This window comes from Anabaena sp. UHCC 0253, assembly GCF_009712085.1.
In the GTDB taxonomy this organism is placed as follows: Bacteria; Cyanobacteriota; Cyanobacteriia; order Cyanobacteriales; family Nostocaceae; genus Dolichospermum.
In genome coordinates, this window is the sequence record NZ_VILD01000011.1 from 125,095 (window position 1) to 150,041 (window position 24,947).

At 39.1% G+C, this 24,947-nt stretch carries 20 protein-coding genes; 9 read left to right on the forward strand and 11 right to left on the reverse strand.

Annotated elements, in window-relative coordinates; all coding sequences use genetic code 11:
- Window positions 1–74: 74 nt before the first annotated feature.
- The gene (gene ruvB, locus FJR38_RS24440) at window positions 75–1,175 is read right to left on the reverse strand and encodes a Holliday junction branch migration DNA helicase RuvB (RefSeq protein ID WP_168498458.1); all 1,101 of its coding nucleotides are present in this window, start codon (window positions 1,173–1,175) and stop codon (window positions 75–77) included.
- A 405-nt stretch (window positions 1,176–1,580) separates the two neighbouring features.
- Between ruvB and FJR38_RS24445 the strand changes: the two genes are divergently transcribed.
- Window positions 1,581–2,315: a DUF1995 family protein gene (locus FJR38_RS24445; RefSeq protein WP_168539942.1), complete on the forward strand. Its 735-nt coding sequence runs from the start codon at window positions 1,581–1,583 to the stop codon at window positions 2,313–2,315.
- Window positions 2,316–2,401: 86 nt separating this feature from the next.
- On the forward strand, window positions 2,402–3,550 hold the full coding sequence (dnaN, locus tag FJR38_RS24450) for a DNA polymerase III subunit beta (protein ID WP_168498454.1): 1,149 nt from the start codon (window positions 2,402–2,404) through the stop codon (window positions 3,548–3,550).
- A 238-nt stretch (window positions 3,551–3,788) separates the two neighbouring features.
- Here the strand turns inward: dnaN and FJR38_RS24455 are convergent, their stop codons facing one another.
- The 6 genes from FJR38_RS24455 to FJR38_RS24480 form a co-directional block, all read right to left on the reverse strand.
- Complete coding sequence (locus tag FJR38_RS24455; RefSeq protein WP_168539944.1) at window positions 3,789–5,378, reverse strand: HlyD family efflux transporter periplasmic adaptor subunit; 1,590 nt, start codon at window positions 5,376–5,378, stop codon at window positions 3,789–3,791.
- Between the two features lie 120 nt (window positions 5,379–5,498).
- Window positions 5,499–8,492 (reverse strand): peptidase domain-containing ABC transporter, encoded by a 2,994-nt coding sequence (locus FJR38_RS24460; protein WP_168539946.1) that lies wholly within the window; start codon window positions 8,490–8,492, stop codon window positions 5,499–5,501.
- Between the two features lie 55 nt (window positions 8,493–8,547).
- Window positions 8,548–9,258, reverse strand: coding sequence for a peptidylprolyl isomerase (locus FJR38_RS24465; protein WP_168539948.1), 711 nt, complete (start codon window positions 9,256–9,258; stop codon window positions 8,548–8,550).
- An 824-nt stretch (window positions 9,259–10,082) separates the two neighbouring features.
- Window positions 10,083–10,844 (reverse strand): COP23 domain-containing protein, encoded by a 762-nt coding sequence (locus FJR38_RS24470; RefSeq protein ID WP_168498446.1) that lies wholly within the window; start codon window positions 10,842–10,844, stop codon window positions 10,083–10,085.
- Between the two features lie 746 nt (window positions 10,845–11,590).
- Window positions 11,591–12,673 (reverse strand): photosystem II q(b) protein, encoded by a 1,083-nt coding sequence (gene psbA, locus FJR38_RS24475; protein WP_168539950.1) that lies wholly within the window; start codon window positions 12,671–12,673, stop codon window positions 11,591–11,593.
- Between the two features lie 243 nt (window positions 12,674–12,916).
- Window positions 12,917–14,218, reverse strand: a complete 1,302-nt coding sequence (locus FJR38_RS24480; protein WP_168539952.1) for an NAD(P)/FAD-dependent oxidoreductase — start codon at window positions 14,216–14,218, stop codon at window positions 12,917–12,919.
- Between the two features lie 348 nt (window positions 14,219–14,566).
- Here FJR38_RS24480 and petC point away from each other — a divergent pair, with 348 nt between their 5' ends.
- From petC to FJR38_RS24510, 6 genes are all read left to right on the forward strand, one after another.
- Window positions 14,567–15,100, forward strand: coding sequence for a cytochrome b6-f complex iron-sulfur subunit (petC, locus tag FJR38_RS24485; RefSeq protein WP_168539954.1), 534 nt, complete (start codon window positions 14,567–14,569; stop codon window positions 15,098–15,100).
- A gap of 31 nt (window positions 15,101–15,131) precedes the next feature.
- A complete protein-coding gene (locus tag FJR38_RS24490; protein WP_168539957.1) occupies window positions 15,132–15,509 on the forward strand; it encodes a rhodanese-like domain-containing protein in 378 nt (125 codons plus the stop codon).
- A gap of 28 nt (window positions 15,510–15,537) precedes the next feature.
- Window positions 15,538–16,236, forward strand: coding sequence for a class I SAM-dependent methyltransferase (locus tag FJR38_RS24495; RefSeq protein ID WP_168539959.1), 699 nt, complete (start codon window positions 15,538–15,540; stop codon window positions 16,234–16,236).
- Window positions 16,237–16,269: 33 nt separating this feature from the next.
- Window positions 16,270–16,638, forward strand: a complete 369-nt coding sequence (locus FJR38_RS24500) for a DsrE family protein (RefSeq protein ID WP_168539961.1) — start codon at window positions 16,270–16,272, stop codon at window positions 16,636–16,638.
- Window positions 16,639–16,834: 196 nt separating this feature from the next.
- The gene (locus FJR38_RS24505; protein ID WP_168498433.1) at window positions 16,835–17,323 is read left to right on the forward strand and encodes a rhodanese-like domain-containing protein; all 489 of its coding nucleotides are present in this window, start codon (window positions 16,835–16,837) and stop codon (window positions 17,321–17,323) included.
- A 217-nt stretch (window positions 17,324–17,540) separates the two neighbouring features.
- Complete coding sequence (locus tag FJR38_RS24510) at window positions 17,541–18,341, forward strand: type 1 glutamine amidotransferase (RefSeq protein ID WP_168539963.1); 801 nt, start codon at window positions 17,541–17,543, stop codon at window positions 18,339–18,341.
- A gap of 156 nt (window positions 18,342–18,497) precedes the next feature.
- On the opposite strand, the gene FJR38_RS24515 is transcribed toward FJR38_RS24510, so the two are convergent.
- From FJR38_RS24515 to FJR38_RS24525, 3 genes are all read right to left on the reverse strand, one after another.
- Window positions 18,498–19,715 carry a M20 family metallopeptidase gene (locus FJR38_RS24515; RefSeq protein WP_168498429.1) on the reverse strand — a complete coding sequence of 406 codons (1,218 nt, stop codon included), beginning with the start codon at window positions 19,713–19,715 and terminating at the stop codon, window positions 18,498–18,500.
- Window positions 19,716–19,769: 54 nt separating this feature from the next.
- A complete protein-coding gene (gene bioD, locus FJR38_RS24520; protein WP_174763565.1) occupies window positions 19,770–20,447 on the reverse strand; it encodes a dethiobiotin synthase in 678 nt (225 codons plus the stop codon).
- Between the two features lie 177 nt (window positions 20,448–20,624).
- Window positions 20,625–22,301, reverse strand: coding sequence for a serine/threonine-protein kinase (locus tag FJR38_RS24525; RefSeq protein ID WP_168498425.1), 1,677 nt, complete (start codon window positions 22,299–22,301; stop codon window positions 20,625–20,627).
- Window positions 22,302–23,000: 699 nt separating this feature from the next.
- Between FJR38_RS24525 and FJR38_RS24530 the strand changes: the two genes are divergently transcribed.
- Window positions 23,001–24,017, forward strand: coding sequence for a ribose-phosphate pyrophosphokinase (locus tag FJR38_RS24530; RefSeq protein WP_168498423.1), 1,017 nt, complete (start codon window positions 23,001–23,003; stop codon window positions 24,015–24,017).
- 64 nt (window positions 24,018–24,081) lie between these two features.
- Here FJR38_RS24530 and FJR38_RS24535 read toward each other — a convergent pair whose 3' ends face one another.
- Window positions 24,082–24,654, reverse strand: coding sequence for an HD domain-containing protein (locus FJR38_RS24535; RefSeq protein ID WP_168498421.1), 573 nt, complete (start codon window positions 24,652–24,654; stop codon window positions 24,082–24,084).
- Window positions 24,655–24,947 lie beyond the last annotated feature (293 nt).

Sequence of the window (24,947 nt, forward strand, 5' to 3'; positions counted from 1 at the left end):
AGATAGCTTACCAGAGGAATCGCTCATGAACATAGATCCCCGACTTCTCTAAGAAGTCAGGGGGCTATATTTTTTCACAGTAAGGATAACTGTTCATTAGGTGGTTTAAAACCCATGTGTTGATATGCCGCTTTAGTTGCTATTCTTCCTCTGGGTGTCCGACTCAGATAACCTATTTGCATTAAATACGGTTCATAAACTTCTTCAATGGTTTGAGTATCTTCCCCAGTGGTAGCAGCGATAGTTTCTAACCCCACTGGACCACCATTAAAGTTTTCAATTATCACACTGAGCATTTTTCTATCAGTCCAATCTAAACCGCAAGGATCAACCTGGAATAGTTGTAATGCTTCTGCTGCAACAATTGCAGTAATTTCTGTAAAAGATTTAACTTCCGCATAATCACGGACTCGCTTTAGTAATCTATTCGCAATTCTGGGCGTTCCCCGTGAACGTTTGGCTATTTCTGTCGCTCCATCTGGGTTAACTGGAGTTTGCAATAATTCAGCGGTACGAAGAACAATCTTAGTTAGTTCTTCAATTTCATAAAAACGCAACTTTTGAATTAAACCGAAGCGATCGCGCAATGGAGAAGTTAAAGCTCCGACGCGAGTTGTCGCCCCGACTAAGGTGAACTTAGACAAAGGTATACTTCTAATTCTGGCACTAGAACCTTTCCCCACCGTAATATCTAAGCGGTAATCCTCCATCGCTGGATACAGGATCTCCTCTGTCATCCGTGATAACCGATGGATTTCATCTATGAATAGTACATCTCCTGGTTTCAGGTTTACCAATAAACCTACGATATCTCGTGGACGTTCTAAAGCTGGGGCGCTGGTAATTTTACAACTTACTCCCATTTCTGATGCTAAAATCATCGCCATTGTGGTTTTCCCTAAACCTGGTGGTCCATACAACAACAAATGATCCAGCACTTCCTCTCTAGATTTAGCCGCCTTAATAGCGATATCTAAAACATCCTTTAAATCCTTTTGTCCTATATAATCAGCAAATCGCTGGGGACGAATACTCTCCTCTGGTTTACCTTGTTCATTAAGAGCCGCTTCAGACTGCAAAATATTTTCAGCAGGGGGGACTTTGACTGATTTCTGTTGCTGTTTTGGTTCTCCGTTGGGTTCTGGAGGCTGTTTTTTTGAGGAGATAATCGCCATAATTTTCAGTAATTCAAAAGTAGGGTTTTTATCTTAAACACCGTAATATCCCATACCTCTATCGGGTGAGGTCTAAATTTTTGGATTACAAAAACAGAAGAAGGGAAAGTTGAGTATTTAGCGATTTTAGGGTTTTATGTATACACTAATACTGGCATATAATACTATTGTCCAGGTCACAAAGTCAAACACTGATTGTTTTCGAGTGCCAATAACAAAACAAAAAAATATCTATAATAAAACCAGGATACAAATTATTAGCAAAAAAGATAATACTACTCATTAAGAATTTACAAAAATTCATGTTTAAGCAACTAGAACTGACACTTATTCGGAAAATTGGTCATAAATGACGTTATTGGCGATAATTAAAGATTAAAGATTGATATAGAGACTTTGTAAACTATGGCTGAACTACCAAAAACCCTAGAAGATGCGATCGCTCAATCTTGTGACGCGGTAAAATCAGCTTTAGCTGATGGTGTGAGTCGCATTCAAGTTGAGTTATTATTTCCAGAACTCAAATTCATGACAGTTGCAGAACAGTTTCTTCCCGAATTTACTGAATATGAATCCCGTCTCAAAGTCTTCTTTGCTGATGCTGGTGCGGCTGCTTTAGCCCGTCGTGACTGGCAAGACACACAATTCAAAATTTTAGATATTGGTACAGGTAGGGCTGCATCTTTAGAAGCAAAAATTCAACCAGAAGATGAAATTTTCCTATTTATTGCTCCCACATCCGTAGAAGTACCACAATTAGAAAAGTTGTGTGAAATCATCGGGGAACGCCCCGTAATTATGCTCACACCCCGGCTAGAAGATTCCAGTGTAGTCGGTATCGGTTACACAGCTAGAGAAACCCGTCGTCGCTTTATCAGCACCATCGAATCTTGTTACTATATCCGTCCCGTAGATGATGAATCTGCCCTTTTCCGTTGCTACCCTGGACTATGGGAAGTATGGTTAGAAACAGCAGGCGAATATCAAAAAGTTGCCGAACTCCCCAAAAAACCATCAGGTGACGAATTAGATGGGATTCTTATGGGGGGACAAACGGAAAATACTACCGACGCTACACCCGCCAGAAAACCCGGTGTATTTAAGAGTTTACAACGATTTATCAAAGCTTTGAGCAGTTAGAATCACACAGTAATGGGGAAATCGGTAAATACCTAATTACCCATTACCAATTACAATTACCAATTCCCCCATTTTTGATTTTAAAGATGAAATTAATTTGTTCTCAAGGTGATCTCAGCAGCAATCTTTCCCTCGTCAGTCGTGCAGTCCCATCTAGACCAACTCACCCTGTACTTGCTAACATCTTATTACAAGCAGATGCCGAAACTAATCAAGTGAGTTTAACCGCCTTTGACCTCAGTCTAGGTATCCGTACTAGTTTTAGTGCTGAGGTATTAGAAAGTGGGGCGATCGCTCTCCCTGCCAAACTCCTTGTAGATATCACTTCTCGCCTACCAGAAGGGGAAATCACCCTCGATGATTCAGTAGATGCAGGTGGAGAAGGTATAATCGTTACTCTCAAACCCAAAAGCGGACGTTACCAAGTTCGCGCCATGGGAGCAGAAGAATTTCCCGAATTACCAGTTATTGAAAACGCCGAAGCCATTCATCTCACCACAGCGGCACTAATTGAAGGACTGAAAGGTTCTTTGTTTGCTACTAGTTCAGATGAAACGAAGCAAGTTCTCACAGGTGTACATTTGACTCTAAAACAAGACACATTAGAATTTGCAGCTACCGACGGACACCGTTTAGCAGTCCTAGAAACCACTAATGAGCGTCCTGTTGAAGGTAGTGAACAAGTAGAGGTGACAGTACCCGCCAGAGCATTACGAGAACTACAACGGATGTTAGGGCATAATGCCACTTCAGAAGAAACTGTAGCCGTATATCTTGATCAAGGTCAAGTTGTCTTTGCTTGGCAAAATCAACGGTTAACCAGCCGCACTTTAGAAGGACAATATCCCGCTTATCGGCAATTAATTCCTCGGCAATTTGAACGCCAAGTCACATTAGAAAGAAAGCAATTTATCAGCACTTTAGAAAGAATTGCTGTATTAGCAGATCAGAAAAATAATATTGTCAAAGTTAGCATTGATAACGCCAATCAAGAAATTACTCTATCTTGTGAAGCGCAAGATGTTGGTAGTGGTACAGAATCAATGCCCGCGCAAATATCTGGAGAAGATATAGACATTGCTTTTAATGTCAAATATCTCATGGAAGGTTTAAAAGAATTACCATCTTCAGAAATTCAAATGCACCTAAATCAAAGTTTAACTCCAGTCATTTTTACTCCCTTGGGTGGTTTAAAAATGACTTATTTAGCAATGCCTGTACAACTGAGAAATTAATTTTTGATGCAACCAGGGACGCATTCTCACTATAGGTGCGTTCCCTAACTTCAGTTGTTTGGTTTTTCAGGCGTTGCTGATAGCCATATTGAGGTATGAAATTCCCAAATTGAACCGTTAAAACTCTTACCTTTGCGCCTTTGCGTGAGACTAAAATTCATACCCTTAATCAGCAACGCCGTTTTTCAGTACCTAATATGCAAAATTATAGGTACTAAATACTAGATTCTAACAATCCTTAACGCACCTCATTTAAACTCTCAATTTGCTTCGTAAACATCTCTGTAAACAAACTCATAACCGTGCGTTCTTCACGAACTTTAATATTAGCAGTAATAGACATCCCAGACTGTAAAGATATCTTTTGATCTTGATTAACAAGATTTAGATATTGACTATCTAACTTGATTCTGGCTGGAAATCTATAAAATTGATAGTTTTGATCTGGAGGTAACGCATCTGAACCAATATCAATTACCTTACCTTTAATATCACCAAATTGACTAAAAGGAAAAGAATCAATTCTCACATCTACGTTCATATCTTTTTTAACAAAACCAATGTCTTTATTAGTGATAAAAACTTCTGCTGTGAGGTTTTCTTTGGGAACGATTTGTAGTAATTTTTGTGTAGTGTTAGCAACAAAACCAGCATTTTTAGCCTGGAGATCAAAAACTACACCAGCGACAGGTGCGCGGAGTTCTTGATATTTAACGTTTAATTGTGTTTGGGATATTTTGCTATTGATATCTGCTAAACGCTGTTCATTGTCTAAGATAATCTTCATAAATTGACTATCAATGTCAGCAATGCGTTGTTTGTTATTACCTATTTTTTCTAAAATCCCTTTATCAGAACTAGCAACTGTATTGATTGATTCTTCTTTCCTTTTATCAATATCGAATTGGAGACGTTTTATTTCTTCTTGCAATTGTGATATTTCGGCTTGGAGAGTTTGTACCTGTTGTTGTTGATTAAGATATTGCAGTTTAGAAATACCACCTTCTTCAGCTAAGGTTTTGAGACTAGCTAAAATCTGACTTTGAATTGCTAACCCATTGCGAGTATCTTGTAATCTAAATTTAGTTTGAGAAAGTTGTTTTCTAGTTTTTTCAACTTCTAAATCTGCGGCTTTGGAACGAGATGCTAATTCTGTTCTAGCAACGTCCAGTAGTTGTTTTTCATCAATTCCTATCCCTGCTGTTCCCGGTAAATTTCTTAATTGAGAACGTAATAAATTATTGTCTGCTACTAAAGAAGCGCGACTTTTCAGCAAGAAAGCTGATTCTCCTGGTAGTCTACTGCGTAAAAATTCTATTTCCGAATCTATGCCTGTACTAGCTCCCATTAAGCGGCGATAGATGTTATTTTCTTGAATTAAAGCTACACGGATTTTATTTAATGAATTTAATTCTGCTAGGGTAGCGATAGAATCAAATGTTAATAATAAATCCCCTGTTTTTACCTCTTGTCCATCTTTGACATAAACTGATTTCACAACTCCATTAATGGGAGCTTGCACGTCTTTAACTGTTCCTTCTGGTTTTAATTGACCTGTTGCAGGTACTACTTGTTCAATTTTTGCTAAACAAGCCCAAATAATCCCAAAACAAGCTAATCCCATCAGGGTAATCATGATGGTTCTTGACCAAATTGGGGATTGTCGTAAAACTACAGATTGCTCAAAGTTATCGAAATTGAAATCATTGTTTGGCTGTTTTGGTTTGGGTTTAGAAGATGTTAATACTTGTGTATCTCTGGACAATGCTTTACCATTACCGTTGCCATTTCCATTACCGTTGGTGTGATTACCATTAAGTTGAGTCATAATAATTTTGGATTTTGGATTTTAGATTGAATATTTAGTGGGGTCTAATTTTATCTTTAATTTAGTTATCAGTTGAATTTTATGGAAACAACTGACAACTAACAACCGACAATTGACGAATTACAAATTAACTTCTTGTTGTTGATAAAGATAGAAATAATGGCCTTTAGTCGCCATGAGTTCTTGATGACTACCTTGTTCTATTACCCTACTGTTGTCCATAACAACGATAGTATCGGCATTACTAACTGTATTCAAACGATGGGTAATAAAGAAGACTGTACTACCTTTAAAAGCGCGAGCTAAATTCAGACAAATTTGTCTTTCTGTAGGATAATCTAGGGCGCTGGTGGCTTCATCTAGAACTAATAATTGAGGTCTTTGTAAGACAGAACGAGCGATCGCAATTCTCTGTCTTTGTCCACCGGAAAGGGATGATCCTCGTTCCCCAACTCGCGTATTATAACCATTAGGTAAAGTCATAATAAATTCATGAGCGACGGCAATTTGTGCAGCTTCAATAATTTCCTCAGTTGTGGCATCAGGATTCGTTAAAGCAATGTTTTCCTGAACTGTACCATCAAATAAAAGAGTATCTTGAGGAACTACGCCAATTTGTCGCCGTAGAGAATAAAGTTCGACTTTAGCAATGTCGTAACCATCAACTAAAATTCTGCCAGATTCTGTATCATACAGTCTGAGCAGTAATTTCATCATTGTACTTTTTCCAGAACCACTTTGTCCGACAATGCCCACAAATTTACCTGCGGGAAATTCGACGCTAACATTGCTGAGTTGTAGTGGTCCACTGGCTGCAAATCGGAAGGAAACATTTTCATATTTGATTGCACCCTTAATGGCCGGAAGTGGAATATTATTCCGATCTATTTCTGCTTCTTGGGGGGTATCAACAATATCACTTAATCGTTCTAAAGATAAGCCAGTTTCTTGGAAGTTTTGCCAGATTTGTGCCAAACGTAAGATTGGGGTAGTCACGTAACTAGAAATAATCCGAAAGGCGATTAATTCCCCTAATGTTAAGTCTCCTTGTAATACTAAATAAGCTCCCACCCACAAAACTAATAAGCTGCTAAGTTTGCTCAGAAACTGACTGGTAGAATTAGCTAATGTGGAAGTAAGAACGGTTTTAAACCCTGCGGCTACAAACTTAGAATATTTCTTTTGCCAAGAAAAACGGGATCTTAATTCAATATTTTGGGCTTTTACTGTTTGAATACCTGACATCACCTCAACTAAATAAGATTGAGTTTCGGCGTTACGTTCAGCTTTGCTTCTTAATTGTCTACTCACTGTGGGGGCAGCAATTAATGTCACCAACACAAACAGAGGAATTGTCCCTAAACCGACTAGAGTTAGTTGCCAACTGTAGAACAGCATCACAACTATATAAACTACTGAAAATAGGGCATCTAAGACTACTGTTAAAGCCGTCCCGGTGAGGAACTGGCGAATATTTTCTAATTCGTTAATTCTTGTTGATAGTTCCCCGACTGGTCTTTTATCAAAATAGCGGAGTGGTAAGCGGAGTAAGTGGTCAATAATTTGTGACCCCAAACTCATATCAATGCGGTTGGTGGTATCTACAAATAAGTATGTCCGCAATGTGGTTAATACTGCTTCAAATATGCCAACTGCTAATAGTAATACCCCTAAAATATTTAAGGTGCTAATACTATTTTGAACGATGACTTTATCAATAATTAGCTGAATTACTAGGGGATTAGCTAGAGCTGCTAATTGCACAAAAAAGGAAGCTATAAAGACTTCTATTAAAACGCGGCGATAACGCGATAAATAAGGAACAAACCAAGCTAAACCAAAGCGTTCTTTAGGGGTTTCTTTTGTGGGACTTAGTAATAATAATCTAACTTGTGGTTGTAAGTTAGTTTCATCGGTTTCTAATTCTTCTACGAATTGATTAATTTGACAGTTGATAATACCTTGAGATGGCAAACCTAAAACTACTTTTTTCCCATCTACTGCATAGAGGACTGCAAAACTGTCACGATAACGAATTAATGCTGGGGTAGGAATACGGTTAATGGAAACAACGGGAATATCAACTAGTTGGGATTTCAGACCAATTAATTCTGATAAATAAGCGCAAAGTTGAAAAGATACATTTCCTTGACGCTTAATTTGATCATTTAAAATGCGTCGGACTACTTCTTTCCGAAAGGGAATTTCTAAATGCTTGCATAGCATTTGAAAACAAGCAAGACTGGAATCTAGTTCTCCTTGTCCCCGGAAAAATGGATATTTTTGATTTTTGGGTGGATTTTTTGATGTATCGGGAGGAATAAATTCCGGTTCTTCTGCATAGGGAATTTCTCCAGCTACTGTGCTATCTGATATATTTTCTAATATTTCTGATTCTGTGGGAAATTGATCAAGTAATGATAAATCTGTAGCGTTGATTCCCAACAACCGGAGAGGAAGGTTTCCAGAAACTTCAATTACTTCTTTTTCTAAGCGAGTTCCAGGGGTTAAATCAGGGTGAGAATTACCACCACTTACAAACCAGATCCGATTACTTTCTAATGTCTGTAAGGGAGTTTTTCCTGGTGATAAATAATGAATTTTTGAATCTGATATAGCTTGTTGAGCTATGTCTTTGAGGTTGTGATTAATTAAGGCTCGTTGTGCTATCTGGAAACTCAAAACATCAAATACTTCAATTAGTTGACTTTGGTTTTGACGAGTGTTAGTAAAGGCTGAATTTTGAGACAATAATTGTAAATAATCGGCTGCATTCCAGGTTAAACAGACTACTTCTGTAGAAGCGATCGCAGTTTCGCAAGGAATCTGACGTAACCAGGAAATTTCGCCAATTATCGCCCCTGGTTTGAGTAGTTTTAAAGTTATGGGTAATTGGGTTTGGGGATGATATCCCAATAGTCTGACATTACCTTGATAAAGAATTGCTATCCTTTCTGGTAATTGTTCTTTGCTGATAATTTTTTGACCAATACGATAGCGTAAAGGTTGTAATAGTTGTGGTGATGAGAGTTTGGTAATTTCTTCAGTTGATAGTTGCTCAAACCCTTCAATAGTGGTGATGAAGTCTTCAAAGGTATTCTTAATATAAGTCATATTTATTGAGGTGAGTTATTTCAATTGATTTTTGCTAATGTCTCAATTTGATGATTTATGATGTCTGAATTTGCCATTTCTGTTCTGTCATTTGTGCTTGTAACCACTGATTAAATTTTTCATTTAATAACCGTTGTCGCATAGGGCGATCTAGTTGGGCTGGTAGTAATTTTTCTAATCTGACAATTAAAATTAAATTCCCAATTTGAATTGGTGGTGATAGTTGCTGTGGTTGGCTTTTAGATAGGATATTCGCCAATGTGGGATGGAGGGATTGTAAGTCTATGGGTCCTACTAAACCATCCGTTTGGGCTTCTGGTCCTTGAGCGTATTCTCGTGCTAATTCAGCAAAAGACTGTTCACCCTCTTGGATACGAAAGTAAATTTCTTGAGCGATACCAATTTCTGGGGTAGTAATGAGGGAATAGATCACCCTATCCAAGTTGGTTTTACGTTGAAAGAAGTAAGAGTTTAAATCCCCTCCCCAGGTTGCATCTTTGAACTTTTCTAATTTCCAAGAGCGGATACCCATGAGTTTTAATTTCTGGAAACTTTCTGGCTGTGGTTCTAGTCCTTGATATTGTTGGGCTAATTGTTCACAGACTAGTTTTTCTTCTTCTGGGGTACAGACAATTTCGGCTGCGGCGATCGCTTGATCAATGATAATTTCTTTGATCAGTAGCGGTAATATCTGGTATTCCGACAATAATGATAAAACCTCTCCAGACTCTAGGATGCGATCGCCCAATTGTAAAAATTGATTCATTTTGCTTGTGATCTGATTTGTCACCATTGTTAACTTCTTTATATAAAATAGTAGACTCAGATTTTAGCCAAGTTATCTTTTGGTTAAGGTTACTTATCTGAGGTGAGTTCACGGTTTGTCCAAAACCCTGATTTTGTAAATATCCTGGGAATTACACGGTTTCTCATATTTAATGCAGAAATCAAGATGTGGTTCATTTCCCTGAAAATAGCTGTAAGTAGTGAGTGTGTCGGTATTTTGGATATTATCGTACCAAAATACCATGAATTGCTAATTTTGTAATATCAAACTTACTATTAATCTGAAAAGCTTTATCAAGCTTAACTATTGCATATTTATCCATCAGCTAAGTTACTTGTGAGGGAATAGATCACAGGAAATCGGGCGGAATTACGAATTACCACCAGGAAATAGATAACCAAAAACTGAGGTTATTGCATATTATTGATGTAATAACTGATCTGGAAAAGTCAATCTAACCTGAGAAATATTTACAACACCTAATAGCTAAATACAGGACAAAAATTATATCAAGGGTAAATTTAATTTCTCTAAAAAGGTAAATATAGTCACAAAAATACAGCCGAGTTGAGGAGTTAGAAGCATAGCTTCTATCACACCAAGTAGGTAGGTGGGAAAATTTATAACTATGTCATTGCGAGTGGAACAGAGTGGAACGCAGCAATCCCAAGAGTTTTGGGTAATTTACAGTTCGTTACATAGTTGGGTTGATTAGCATCTACCTACTTACGCTCTCAGAAAAAGGAAAAAAGACAATTTCTGGACTTATTCTCTTAATCCCCTAACTCCTAAAATCAGCTTAATCAACGAAATCTACCAGGATTTAGACGAACAGGAGATTTGGGTTGGGTATTGCGTCCAATTCCTACTCCATTTGTCAAATTGCTGCCAGTTCCACCATCTCTGGGATCAAGATATGGTTTCAAATTAATACCGTTTTTAGAAGAATTAACTTGATTATTACCACCTAGAAGCGTTCTTCCTAAATTGTATAAGCTATCTCCATTACTTCTGTTACGATTAGCGTAAGTATTAACGGCAATAGTTTGTTGTCCACTATCAGCGGTAGCTAGGTTTTGAAATACACTATTACGAATAGCATAGGGATCTTTGCCGCGAGGTACTGTTAAGACAATTCGACAACTGGGCTGGGCTTCAGTAGTGACACAAATAATATTTTCGTTGTTTTCTACAGCTATTTGTAGTTCTTGTAAACCATCGGGGCGATATAATTCTAAGCGGCTGGCGATCGCTTGACAACGTTTTTGAGCATCCCAACCCCCTCCTAAATTTTGAGGTGCAGCCCAAGCAAAATACTGTCCTGGTTGACTTTGGGGCTGATACATGACTGTATGTAGCCCATTGTAGAATTGACAACTAAATCTTGTACTACTGTCTACTGGAGTAGAAGTTGGTATATTGGTTGATGAACCAGTTGGAACTGGAGTTGATGAACCAGATGGGACTGTAGGAACAACAACTTGAGCAACAGCTACAGCATTACCAAAAAATAAAGAACAACCAAGACTACTCAACAATAAAAACCGAAGCGATTGTAATGACATAATATAATCCCCGCTGGAGACAGGTAGATAACTGATATATCTATTGACGGAGAATATATGTTTTTGATTCATGAAAAAACATATTTTTTGGGTTTTCGTATCCATAGCAGAAACCGCCACAAGCTACGAAGGATACATCAGCAGCTTACAGCGGTTTCTTGATTAGATTGTAATTCAGCAAAAACTAGAAAATCCAAACTAAGGTGAACTTGACAGGCAATCAATATAAATCCGATCTAAATTGCGCTTCCCAATTTCCAAACGGCAGGCACTTCTGGCTGTTAATTTCAACACCTCCAATAACAACTTGGTGAGATTCAGGCGAAAACACTTTAACAGGAAGCAAAAACCTAACATTGATTGCCAATACACTAGAGCCGGAGGTACAAACTCTAATGAGAAAGTTTTGATTTAAGGTTGAACTTTTAACCTTTTTGTACCATGCCCTTAATCTAGCATGAGTTTTTTCATCTGTGTTGTATATTTACTAAACTTGAAATTCATTAATATATTGCAATAATTAGGGTTTGTGGAAAAGTCTTTTTGTCAGGGCTAGGAGAAAGTAGGGGCGCAGGGCTTGCGCCCAGTCACCGAGGAAGAATTAGAAGGAGTCATATTGTCCTTGATTTATCGAGGTTTTCACTTGATTAAGCGTTGTCAATTACCAAAAAGAAGCAACCCGAAGCATTTTCAACTTGGGTTGCTGAGAGTATTTTTGAGGGCAGGAGAAATGAATACAGAATCAATTAACCATTAATAGCAGGAGCAGCTAAAGCTATAGGTTGAATATCCCCAGAGGCTAGATCTAAGGGGAAGTTGTGAACGTTGCGTTCGTGCATTGTTTCCATTCCCAAGTTAGCGCGATTGATCACATCAGCCCAAGTATTAATGACATGACCTTGAGCATCAAGGACAGAATTATTAAAATTCAAACCATTGAGGTTAAAGGCAAAAGAGGATACGCCCAAAGCTGCAAACCAGATACCAATGACTGGCCAAGCGCCTAAAAGGAAGTGTAAAGAGCGACTATTGTTAAAAGATGCGTATTGAAAGATTAATCTACCAAAATAACCGTGAGCCGCAACAATATTATAGGTTTCTTCTTCTTGACCGAATTTGTAACCGTGGTTTTGGGATTCAATTTCAGTGGTTTCTCGAATTAAAGACGAAGTGACGAGAGAACCGTGCATAGCAGAGAATAAAGCACCACCAAAGACACCAGCTACTCCCAACATATGGAATGGGTGCATGAGAACGTTGTGTTCTGCTTGCAGTACAATCATGAAGTTGAAAGTACCACTAATCCCTAAAGGTAGCCCGTCGGAGAAAGAACCTTGACCGACAGAGTAGACTAATAGTACCGCAGTGGCAGCAGAAACAGGTGCGCTGTAGGCGATCGCAATCCAAGGACGCATTCCTAAACGGTAGGATAATTCCCACTGACGACCCATATAGCAGAAAATACCAATCAAAAAGTGAAAAATAATTAGTTGGTAAGGACCACCATTATAGAGCCACTCATCTAAAGTAGCGGCTTCCCAAATGGGATAAAAGTGTAAACCAATAGCATTGGAACTAGGCACAACCGCAGCAGAAATGATGTTATTGCCATAGAGTAAAGAACCACTCACAGGTTCACGAATACCATCTATATCTACAGGTGGTGCAGCAATAAAAGCGATGGTGAAACAAATAATTGCTGTTAAAAGTGTAGGAATCATTAGTACACCAAACCAACCAATGTACATCCGGTTGTTAGTGCTGGTAATCCAATTGCAGAAGTTATCCCAAAGATTGTTACTTTGGCGTTGTTGCAGAGAAATAGCCATAATTTTTAATTCCGAGGTTAATCGTTGTTCAAGGCAAGTTAACCTTATTCCTTTATTTAACTATATAGTTATATATTCTGTCAAGTAAATTCTCATATTATTTTGTAATTATTTTTCTGACAGTGAGGACAACCTTGGTGTGACTGGATTTCCAGTTTTATGACTCCTGAAAAAAGGGGATTTAATTTTAGCGATCGCCAAAATGCTAAAGTGAGTTCTTGGGTATATAAGTTAATTTTCGTGCTAATTCTTACTGGCAGTTGTCGGTAATTGTGAATCTGGAATTGGTGCGACTAAAGATAAACCCAAAATCCGTAAACCCCAACGCTCAAACCAGGGAACAGACATCCCCAACCGCATCTTCATTAAGAAAAATTTCTCAAAAGCTACCTTCATCCAACTCACCCAACGACCCCGTTTAGCGACAGAACTCCGGCGTTTTCCCGTTACGCAATCAGGTAATACCGGAGCAGCAATAAAAATAATCCCCGTATCGCCAAAATCTGCCATACAAATTGCTTCTAGGGTTGGTGTTACTGCTGCTGTTTTGATCACTCCCAATTCCCTAGCAATATTATGAGCAACAGCCATTCCCATTGCTTCTGTCATTTGTCCAGTTTTCGGTACACCAATTGGGATAGATGTCTGTTCTGGAAGAGTTAACTGTACCACCACACCCAAACTATAAATTGAGGGAAAGTCTGGATGTTGGTATGTCGGTAAAATTGGCACAAACCCATTCTCATCAGTTAATCCCTTTGCTAACCGCAAAAATTCTGCTCCTTGAAAAGGTGGCAATACCATTGAGTATTGAAAAGGTAAAATACGACCATCTGCTAAGGTCATCTTTTCCGGATTAATCTCAGTAATTTCCGTATTTTCAATTAATTCAATATCTCGTTGCTGTAGCAGTTGAGTCACCAACTCGGAAGAGTTTGCCATTCCACCAATCCCTAAATGACCTGCATAAGGTTCTGGTGTCACTAGAGTAATGGGTACTTGATCACGCAAACCCCGTTGTCGCAAAACATAATCTGCCAGTAAAGCAAACTCATACAGCGGACCAAAACAACTGACTCCGGGAACTGCTCCCACTACTAGGGGTCCTGGATGATCCAGAAACTTTTGCCAAGCTTCCCGCGCCAATAAAGCGTGATGGGGATTACATACAGATTGGGTATAACCTTGCTCTGGACCTAATCCCGGTACGGCATCCAGTGCTAAGGATGCCCCCGTCGCAATTACCGCGTAGTCGTAATTAATGGTTTTTCCGGCAATATTTAGGGTTTGTGCTTGAGGATCAAGGGCTGTAACTTTTCCTTCTATCCAATCAATACCTCGTCCTAAAAGCAAATTTTCTATATCTAATTGAATATTTTCGAGTGGGGTTAAATCGAAGGCTACCCAGGGTAGGGACGGAATAAAAGTAAATTTTGGGTGGTCAGAAATAAGTGTGATGCGATGACATTTTGGCAACAAATGCCGCAGTTCGTAAGCTGTTGGTAAACCTCCTATTCCTGCACCCAGTATGACAACGTGAACCATGTTAAATGCTCCGATTGCTACAAATTGGCGCAGAAACGATGGAAAAGTGCCAAGACAAAACTGCTTTCTATTCCTACGCTTTTTTAGAAATTCGCCATGACACTACTTAACTAGATAGTAAGACAATCATGTTTTTAGTTCAAGGCATTTCCAAAAGCGATCGCCGCAGATAGAGTGAGTATATTTATACCCATCACGGATAAAGAAAAGTAGGAACAGAAAAAGATTTAACTGAATAAATAATTATATGATTAAATAGTAGTATAATGAGAGCGTAAACAATGGTTACTCAATCAAAATATTAACCAAGGCACTCAACACCTATATTAAAACTGGAAGTGTAAATTTATGTCAGAGAGTCTTCCTTTAGAAAGCCCCTCAATGTCGAGACGACAATTACTCAACTTTCTTACAGGTGCAGTTGTCGCCACTACAGCCAGCAGCTTACTTTATCCTGCGGCTAAATTCTTCGTTGCCCCCACAGAAGTGGGTGAAGATGGTTCTATCCTCGCCAAGGATATTCATGGAAATCTCATTCCTTCTAGCCAGATTTTAACTGAACCTGTTGGTACTCGTGCCTTAGTTGCAGGTTTAGCAGCAGAACCTACTTACCTCACAATCCAATCAGATGGGACTCTGCACCCTTGGGGAATTGTTGATATCTGTACCCATTTGGGTTGTACATTTCCTTGGAATCCCAATGACAGCCAATTTCAATGTCCCTGTCATGGTTCTCGCTATGATCCTGATGGCAGAGTAATACGTGGTCCTGCACCGCTTCCCCTCAAGCTTGTTGGCGTTAACTTGGAAGGTGAGTATATCCGCATTTCTCCCTGGACAGAAATAGACCCCCGGACTGGTGAAAAACCTTGGTGGGTTTAGTAACTTAATTTTATAACAGGTTGCAATTAATATGGCATCTACATCTTCTATTCAACCATTGGTGATTAATATTTCTCCTTCTGAATTTGCTAACTTACCTGAACCTCCCTTACTGATAGATGTCCGTAGCAACTTTGAGTATGGGATGTTTCACGCCCCAGGGGCAATAAACCTGAGTTTGCCACGGCTGCTGATAGGGATGATACCAGGTTTTCGTCGCTGGCTTTATCCTCAATGGTTTCGGGATTTACCCAAAGATGAAGCTATTGTTGTGATTTGTTTAACTTCCCACCGCAGCCCCATTGCTGCTGAATATTTGGTCAAAGCAGGTTTTACCAAAGTCTTCAATATTAGTGGTGGAATGATGGAGTGGCGACAATTAGGACTAGAAACTTGCGCGGGTAAGTAATAATTGAGGTTTTCCCAGGAGTTTTTTCATGACATCAGACAGACAAACAACTCCAGACTGGTTAAAAAGTCTGTTTGCTTGGGGAATGGCTAAAGCAAATACCACAGATAACAGTGCCATCAAGTTGCATGGTGACAGCAGCTATGAAACTATGGCACAACTCAAACAGGCTTTCTTTACAGATTTAGACGGACGAGTTTTAGAAATTGGACCGGGAGCAGGGGCAAATCTCTGTTATTATCCCCCTAATATCCACTGGATTGGTATTGAGCCAAATCCTTTCATGCATTCTTATCTCCAGGAAGAAGCTGAACGCCTTGGTTTAGATAATATTGAATTACGCTTAGGGTCAGCGGAAAGGTTAGATGTTGAAGATAACAGTATTGATGTTGTGGTCAGTACCCATGTCCTCTGTTCTGTAACGGACGTTGCAACTACCTTACAAGAAATCGTGCGGGTACTCAAACCTGATGGTCGTTTCCTATTTATCGAACACGTTGCGGCTGAATGCGGTACTTGGACGCGCAGAATTCAAGATGGAATTGAACCAGTCTGGAAGACAATCTTCGATAATTGTCATCCCAACCGCGAAACTGGGGAAATTTTAGAAAATGTCGGTTTTCAAAGCATTGATTATCAACAGTTTAATCTTTCTTTTCCTATTGTCAGTCCTCATATTGCCGGAGTAGCTAGGAAGACAACTGTGGAAATAAAACAGTTTAATTAATACTGAAAAGTTCAGACTTGCAGGAGAGAAAAAATGGAAACTACAGTTAAGGATGGAGTCTTTATTCACATTAGTCGAGGAACAGAAGACCCCCACCGGGTATTGATGGCATTGACCCTAGCTGAAAAAATGTCTGAAGATAAAGATGTTCTAGTGTTTTTTGATATTCAAGGTGTAGAAGTTGCTCTTAAAAATGAGAAAGTAATTGAATTTAGGGAGTTTGAATCAGCAAAAACTTTGTTAAATAAGCTGATTAAAAAAGGGATTTCGATCTACGTCTGTCCGATGTGTTTAAAAGCAGCTAATCATCAACCAGAAGATTTGATTGAAGGGGCAAAGTTAGCTCAAAAAGAAGCTTTCTTTAATTTTACTCAAGGACGCATTTTGTCTTTGAACTATTAACACAAACGAATAATTGCTAATTTGTAATTAATGATATACAGCAACAGTGACAACGCTTAGGACATGGATTCCCGCCGTCGCGGGAATGACAGCCTTTGAATTGTCCTAACTGCCTTGTCTGTTGATATAAGTGCGTCAATTCATTTTAACTATTCGCTCAGTATTTTTGTAGATTACTTTCAAGAAATAATAACTCATGAAAATTCGACTTTGTTTAACTGTAATTCTATCGAGTTTGTGCATATTTATTTATGCCTTTTTTGGTGTTAGCTATAACTCATCAGCTATAGCATCCCCCTTATCACCACAGCAGAATATCTTAGTAGCATCTACTAATACTGACCTGCAAACAACAGTGGATAATTATCTTAAATCCATACCTGGAAACTATTACACTGTAGGGAAAGTGGAAGAGTTGAAACAGTTGTTAAAACAAGATAATATTTTTCTGGTGGATGTCAGAGAGCCTTCTGAGTATGCTTCCGGTCATATTGGTGATGCTATCAATATTCCTCTACGGACATTGGTTCAAAACCTCGACCAGATTCCGAAAGAACAGCCTGTAGTAGTTTATTGTTCTTCTGGTTATCGTTCTGCAATGGCGGTTATGTCTTTACACTTGTTGGGTTATGATAATGTGCGAGGTTTTCCTCCCAGTATGAATGGTTGGAAAGCAGCTAGTTAAAATAATTGGTAATGATGGTAAATTTGTACAGTTGTTAAGTGATATTGGTTGAAACCAAATTAATATGTAGTTGCATAGAAGTAAGATATCAATGAAAATTGACCGCAGATAAACGCAGATAAACGCAGATCAATACAGATGATAATTATTCTATGTAGCATTCTATAAAATTGGTATTACCTGTTACACATTTCCTATATATAAGAGTTTTACAGCAATGGAAATTATTATTGGTTGGTTATATCCCCAGTTGATGAGTACATACGGCGATCGCGGTAATGTGATCACTATCCAACGTCGCGCTCAATGGCGGGGGTATAATGTCATCGTATTACCCTTAGACCAAGACTCCACCGCAGAAGATATCAAATCAGTTGATGTGATCGTTGGTGGGGGCGCACAAGACCGTCAACAAGAAATTGTCATGCGCGATTTACAAGGGTCCAAAGCTGAGGCCATGCGGGATAAAATCGAACATGGCACACCTGGAGTTTTTACTTGTGGTTCTCCCCAACTACTAGGAAATTATTATGAACCAGCTTTTGGACAAAGAATTGAAGGTTTAGGAATTTTAGATTTAGTTTCTATTCATCCTGGTGAAAATACTAAAAGGTGTATTGGTAATTTGGTTATAGAAGTTACCGCTTCCCGGTTAGCGCAAGAACTAGAAGCAATGACAGGGACAAAGCCGTATTTAGTTGGGTTTGAAAATCACGGTGGCCGGACGACATTGGGGAAAGTGGAAGCTTTGGGGCGTGTGGTGTATGGATTGGGGAATAATGGAGAAGATGGCACAGAAGGTGCGTTTTATCAAAATGCGATCGCTACCTATTCCCACGGTCCATTATTACCCAAAAATCCTTTCGTTGCTGATTGGTTAATTCAAACGGCGTTAAGGTTGAAATATCAACAGGAAATTGAACTTTCACCTTTAGATGATACTTTAGCAATGGAAGGAAGAGAAGCTATGTTTAAACGGCTGAAAGTGAATTTACCAAATGCTGCTAGGGTTAAATAATTGACAATTGACAATTGACAATTGACAACGTTTAATAACCCAGATTCAAGACTCTTCTGATCTCCTTCTTTCTCCTGTACGGGCGAAGCATTCGGGTGATAAATTATCCATTTTTGTCCAAGGCCATTTTCCGAATGCTTCGCCCCTAATACTCCTTCATTCAAAAAACTTTTCTGTACAACGCACAAATATTTCCACACCCATTGGTAAAGCAGTTTCATCAAAATCAAATCGGGGATGATGATGAGGATAATCTAATTTTTTTTCTGGATTTGCAGAACCGAGAAAAAAGTAACAACCGGGAACTTTTTCTAGGAAAAATGACATATCTTCCCCACCCATTGTTTGACATTCGGGAACTATACCAATGGGAGTTTCTATGACATCTTCAGCTACGGAACGGACTAATGCGGCTATTTCGGCATCATTAATCACTGGTGGATAAAGATGGATATAATCTAAGTCATATTTTGCACCATGACTTTGACAAATTCCCGCAATAATTTGTTGAATGCGTTCTTTAAAAAAGTTGGCTAAATCAGGATTAAAATATCTGACAGTTCCGCCCATTCTGGCTGTATCAGCAATTACATTAACCGTTGTTCCTGCATGGAGTTCTCCTACTGTCACCACAGCCGAATCAATGGGGTTAACGTTGCGGGAGACAATGGTTTGTAAAGCAGTGACTATTTGGGCAGCTACAACCACAGAATCTACTGTTTGATGGGGAATTGCCCCATGTCCACCTTTACCAAAAATGGTACAACGGAACAATTCTACAGCGGCCATTAATGCCCCTGCGCGGACTCCCACTGTCCCCAAAGGCAGATTATTCCATAAGTGTAAACCGATAATAGCATCAACATCAGGGTTATTAAGGACACCTGCGGCTATCATGGGTTCTGCACCACCGGGACCTTCTTCCGCGGGTTGGAAAATAATTTTTACAGTACCCCTAAAGTCTTGACGATGTTGATGGAGATAATATGCTGTACCGAGAGCGATCGCTGTATGTCCATCATGTCCACAAGCGTGCATCACCCCATCATATTGAGAACAATAAGTAACTTCATTCTCTTCTTGAATTGGTAAAGCATCCATATCAGCCCGAATTGCTAATACTTTGCCATTACCAGGTTTTGTTCCTTTGATAATAGCCACAATTCCGGTTTTAGCTATACCTGTTTGATGTTCAATTCCCCAATTTTGTAACTTTTGGGAAATAAACTCAGCGGTAATTTTTTCCTGAAAACCTAATTCTGGTTTTTGGTGAATTTGTCGTCTCCATTCTACTAATTGCGGCTGTAGCGCCCGAATTTCTAACCGCACATTTTTGAGACTTACTGTTGAAGCATGAGGAAAAGTAGAAACCATATTATCAATTAAAAATTAAAAATTGAAAATTAAAAAACTCTTCCCAATCACCCATTACCAATCATCAATTAAATCTAAAGCCGCAGCAACTTTAGCCAGTTGTTCTAAATCATGGGGATTTTCTAGATAGGGTAGACAACCTAAAACGGGTATATTTGTTAGTGATTGAATTAAATCCGCTGGAGTTAAATCAGCGATTTCTGCTTCTGTACGGGGTTGAGTACAATTAAGAATAATTCCCCGGAGATTGATTTTAGTTTGCCTAGCTAATGCTACATTAGCCACAGCATGAGCGATCGCTCCCAATCTCACCGGTACAACCAAAACTGTCGGTAATCGCCATTCACCAGCCAAATCAGCCACCGTCAACTCATCAGTAACAGGTGAACCTAAACCCCCCAAAGATTCCACCAACACAAAATCACGTTGTTTTTGCAACGCTAACAGAGTTTTCCAAACTATCGCTAAATCAACCTGACGATTTTCCTTAGCAGCGGCTATGGGAGGGGCTAAAGGTGCTTGAAAATACACAGGTGTAATTTCCTCTGGGGACTGTTCCAGATTAAACAGAGTTTGATACAGTTCCCTATCCCCTACTCCCGATTGAATTGGCTTCATAATCCCCAAACTGCGCTGGGGATAATATTTTTGCCAATAAGCTGCTAATGCTGTCGTGACAACCGTTTTACCAGCTTCCGTATCAGTTCCCGTAATCAGTAAAGTGTTCAACAACGTTTTTTGCTAAAAATGACAACTAATTGAGTTCTTTAACTCAGCACCTTATCCATTTTTTGTAGGTTGGGTAGAACGAAGTGAAACCCGACGCATTTGTTGGGTAACATACGTCAACCCAACCTACAAATCAAGACTTTTTTTGATTTGGACAAAGTATTATTAACTAATTTAGCCTTAATTAGTGCCAGTGAACCCTGATGTTGGTGTAACTTCAGGTGTAGGAATATTATCTTCTAGATTTGGAATTGGAGTTTCCGTTGGTGTGGGAGTTTCCGTCGGTGTGGGAGTTTCCGTTGGTGTAGGAGTTTCCGTCGGTGTGGGAGTTTCCGTTGGTGTGGGAGTTTCCGTTGGTGTGGGCGCTTCTAAAACCACATTCAAACTATAATCAGCAGCCAATATACCCCCAGACAGACCTAACTGAATAATATATCTGCCATTATTCTGTAATATTCCCTCGTAAGATAGAGATTGTTGATCTTGAGTATTAATGATTTCACCATCATCATTTAAAATCGTCAGTACAACCCCACTACCTTCATTTACAGATACAGTTAATTTTTGCCCTTCATTAGCTCGCAAACTATATTGAACTAATTCGTTTTCCCTGAGTGTTCCTGACACATTCCCTGTATTAGTCGCATCCAATCTGAGACGTTTACGATTAACAACAGGTTCACTAACTGTAGGAGTCGGAGTTGGTGTCGGAGTTGTTGTCACACTGGGAATAACTGGAGAAGGAAATGATTGTGGAGTTGTAATTATTTCTTCTGCTGGTTGACGGGACTGACTTTTCAGTGAACTCACCAATGTCCAAGACCCAAATCCTGCTAAAATTACCACAGCCCCACCAATTGCCCCTAACGCTAAAGGATTATCTAAAATAGAATTACTTTGGTGAGGAGAAGCTGAAGGTTGAGACTTTTCCGATTCCTTTAATATGGATTCAGGACGATGACCGACAGCAACAGTTTGCAGATAAGATACATGAGACGTAGATACATTGGGTTGATTCAGTTGATTAATATTTAATAATGCTTGAGTAACATCAACAGCCGTTTGATATCTTTCCCCCGGTATATAACTCAACATTCGCTGCAAAACTCCAGCAAATTGTGGATTAACTTTAGCCCAGTTTTGCCAATTCCAAGTTAGTTGCTGTTCATCAAATAAATCTGCTGGTTCTTTTCCTGTCAACAAAACGATCGCCGTCACAGCCAGAGCATACAAATCACTACTAGGATAAACTCTGCCTGTTTGCATTTGTTCACTAGGCGCATAACCCAATTTACCAACAGTAGTGACTGGTGTGGGACTTGAGGATTGTAATTTTGTAGCTAATTCCTTCACCACCCCAAAATCAATCAATACAGGTAGAGCATCCCTTTCTCGTAAAATTATATTTTCTGGGGATATATCTCGGTGAACAATTCCTAAACCGTGAATATACGTTAAAACAGGTAATAAAGCCCGTAAAAAATATAATACTTCTGCTTCAGTGAAAGTCGTTCCCACTTCTTGGCGTTCTTTCAGCAAATTGCGGTAAGTCTTACCTGCCACAAAATCTTGTACCAAAAATAATCTTTCGTTTTGGGTAAATTTTTCGCGGAACTTAGGAACTTGTGGATGTTCAATCTGATATAAGGTAGCCGCCTCTCGCTCAAATAATTCTTGTTCCTTCCCCCCACTAGATGTTCCCGTGACTAAAGCAATTAATTCCTTGAGAACACAAAGCTCATTAAAGCGTCTTTGGTCTTCTGCAAGATAAGTTCTACCAAAACCCCCTTGTCCAATAATGTGGATTATATGGTAGCGATTTTGCAGGATAGTACCAACTGTAATCGGTGATTGCATGGTCTATTGATTAAATATAATAGCGACTGAGCTAGAACTTAGCAAAAGCATCATTCATCCACAACATGAATTCAAATGTTTTAATTGTGACTTCCGTAATTTTTCTCAGTCACCCTGCCTAAAAGGAAGTGTATACTAGAATTAAGTTTTACATTATTCTATTCTCACATTCTGCCTTTAGTCAGGATATGTCCAACATGGTAGCAGCTATAATCCAGAATAGGTAAATAAAGCGGCATCACTGGCAATGTCAATGTTACTTTTTAATGCTTACAGACTTAATATATGCGGGAGTTTGGTGTATTGTTGATTTGGTTCAGGTTTTTGATTTATTACGTAAATATTTAATCGTTTATAAATTGGTCACTAGTATCCTAGAATAATTGTTTGCACATTCAGTGCTTTAATCATAGGTGTTTTACCACACCAGAGCTAACTTGAAGATTACTATTATCTGTGAGTTATTTACTCTAGGTCGAAAAAACCAGATAGCATAAGTAGAGTTGGGCATATTACCCTAAACCAAAAATTTGGAACTCTGAAACTATTTGACAACCTAGATGTCAGTTCAACTAGATAGTGATCTATTTCCCAGAAAGACTAAAAATTAGGAACTGTTAATTTAAAATTCAACAAAACTTACAGATGTTTTGTTTCCTCCATTTCGGTTAAATCTGCTCAATTTCTGATGATATGGCTATGAATGCACTTCGAGAATCTGCTGTGCTGGGTTCTGCAACTTTACCACTCCAGTCAGTGGCAACGGGACTATCTGATAATAATCGCCTGCGGCTGTTTTCTGGTTCTGCCAATATAACACTGTCCCAAGAAGTCGCTCGTTACCTGGGAATGGATCTAGGTCCGATGATTCGGAAAAGATTTGCGGATGGAGAACTTTATGTTCAAATCCAAGAATCAATTCGGGGTTGTGATGTCTATTTAGTTCAGCCTTGTTGCCAACCCGTCAACGATCATTTAATGGAATTGCTAATTATGATTGATGCCTGTCGTCGGGCTTCTGCACGACAGATCACAGCAGTAATTCCTTATTATGGTTATGCTCGTGCTGACCGAAAAACAGCAGGAAGAGAGTCAATCACTGCTAAGTTAGTTGCGAATTTGATCACTCAAGCAGGTGCTAACCGAATTCTGGCAATGGATTTGCACGCAGCGCAAATTCAAGGCTATTTCGATATCCCCTTTGATCATGTATATGGTTCACCAGTTATTCTGGATTATCTCATTACTAAAGGATTACAGGATATTGTTGTTGTTTCCCCTGATGTGGGTGGGGTAGCAAGAGCAAGGGCATTTGCGAAGAAGTTGAATGATGCACCTCTAGCAATTATTGATAAACGTCGTCAGGCTCATAATGTCGCTGAAGTTTTAAATGTGATTGGTGATGTGAAAGGCAAAACCGCTGTATTGGTAGATGATATGATTGATACAGGCGGTACTATTGCTGAAGGCGCGAGGCTACTGCGTCAAGAAGGAGCAAGTCAGGTATATGCCTGTGCTACTCATGCTGTATTTTCTCCACCGGCAATTGAGAGATTATCCAGTGGAGTGTTTGAGGAAGTTATAGTCACTAATACTATTCCTATCCCACAGAGCAGCCAGTTTCCTCAATTAGTGACGCTTTCAGTTGCTAATTTACTCGGAGAAGCGATTTGGCGAATTCACGAAGATAGCTCACTTAGTAGTTTATTCCGTTAAGTAACGAATAACTATCATCCAAAAGGATGAGATATAAATTGTGAAGGATGAAAATTTTCGTTCTTCATTTTTTGTATGCAGCTAACATTTCTAGTTCTGAAACTACTCTTTCTAATTCTGCTACTAAGGGAGTAATTTGATTTTTCTGAAAAGCATTTGCTAGGGAACGATAATACCAAAGTGTGCCTTCTTTACCGCCTTGAAATCGTTCCCAAACTACGTCACCGATAATGCGATAATCTTTAATAATTGACCGAACATTATGGAGTTTATCAGCAGCCGAAACTAGCAATACTTCCGGGGAAGCGGTAAGAATATGGGCAATATAGGCTTCTTTTCGTTGTTGCCAAGGGGGTTTGGGTGTAGCGTCTGAGTCTGTACAACCATCAACAATGGCTGTAACGGCATTCCCAAAGCGACGGCGAATTTCTTCTCTAGTGGCTGCTCCGCCTTGGTCTTCTATGGCATCATGTAAGAGGGCAGCGATCGCTTCATCTTCATTTGCACCATATTCTAAGGCAATGCTGGCTACTCCTAGTAAATGGGTGACATAGGGAATCTCACTAGCTTTGCGTTTTTGGGTGGCGTGGAGTTCGTGGGCGTAGGTAAGGGCTTGGGTAAAGCGTTCTGATAGCATTTTTAGTTTGAGGATGAAAAATTAGTTTTAGATAAAAAAGGGAGCTTCAATAGTCTTTATTATCACCTACTGAATTTTGATTTTTATTTCTAGTTTGTTGATCATTCTGAGTATCTTTTTTAGTTTTAGATTTCTCTTTCTCCTTCCAAAATCCAATTCTTAATAATTATTTTCTCCTGTAATTTTCACTATATCTTCAGGAGTAGAATTAATTTAATCACTGCTAAAGCTACATCTGCCATTTCTTTAGCACGAGGATCTGGCATAATTTTTAACTCTATTAATTCTTTGAG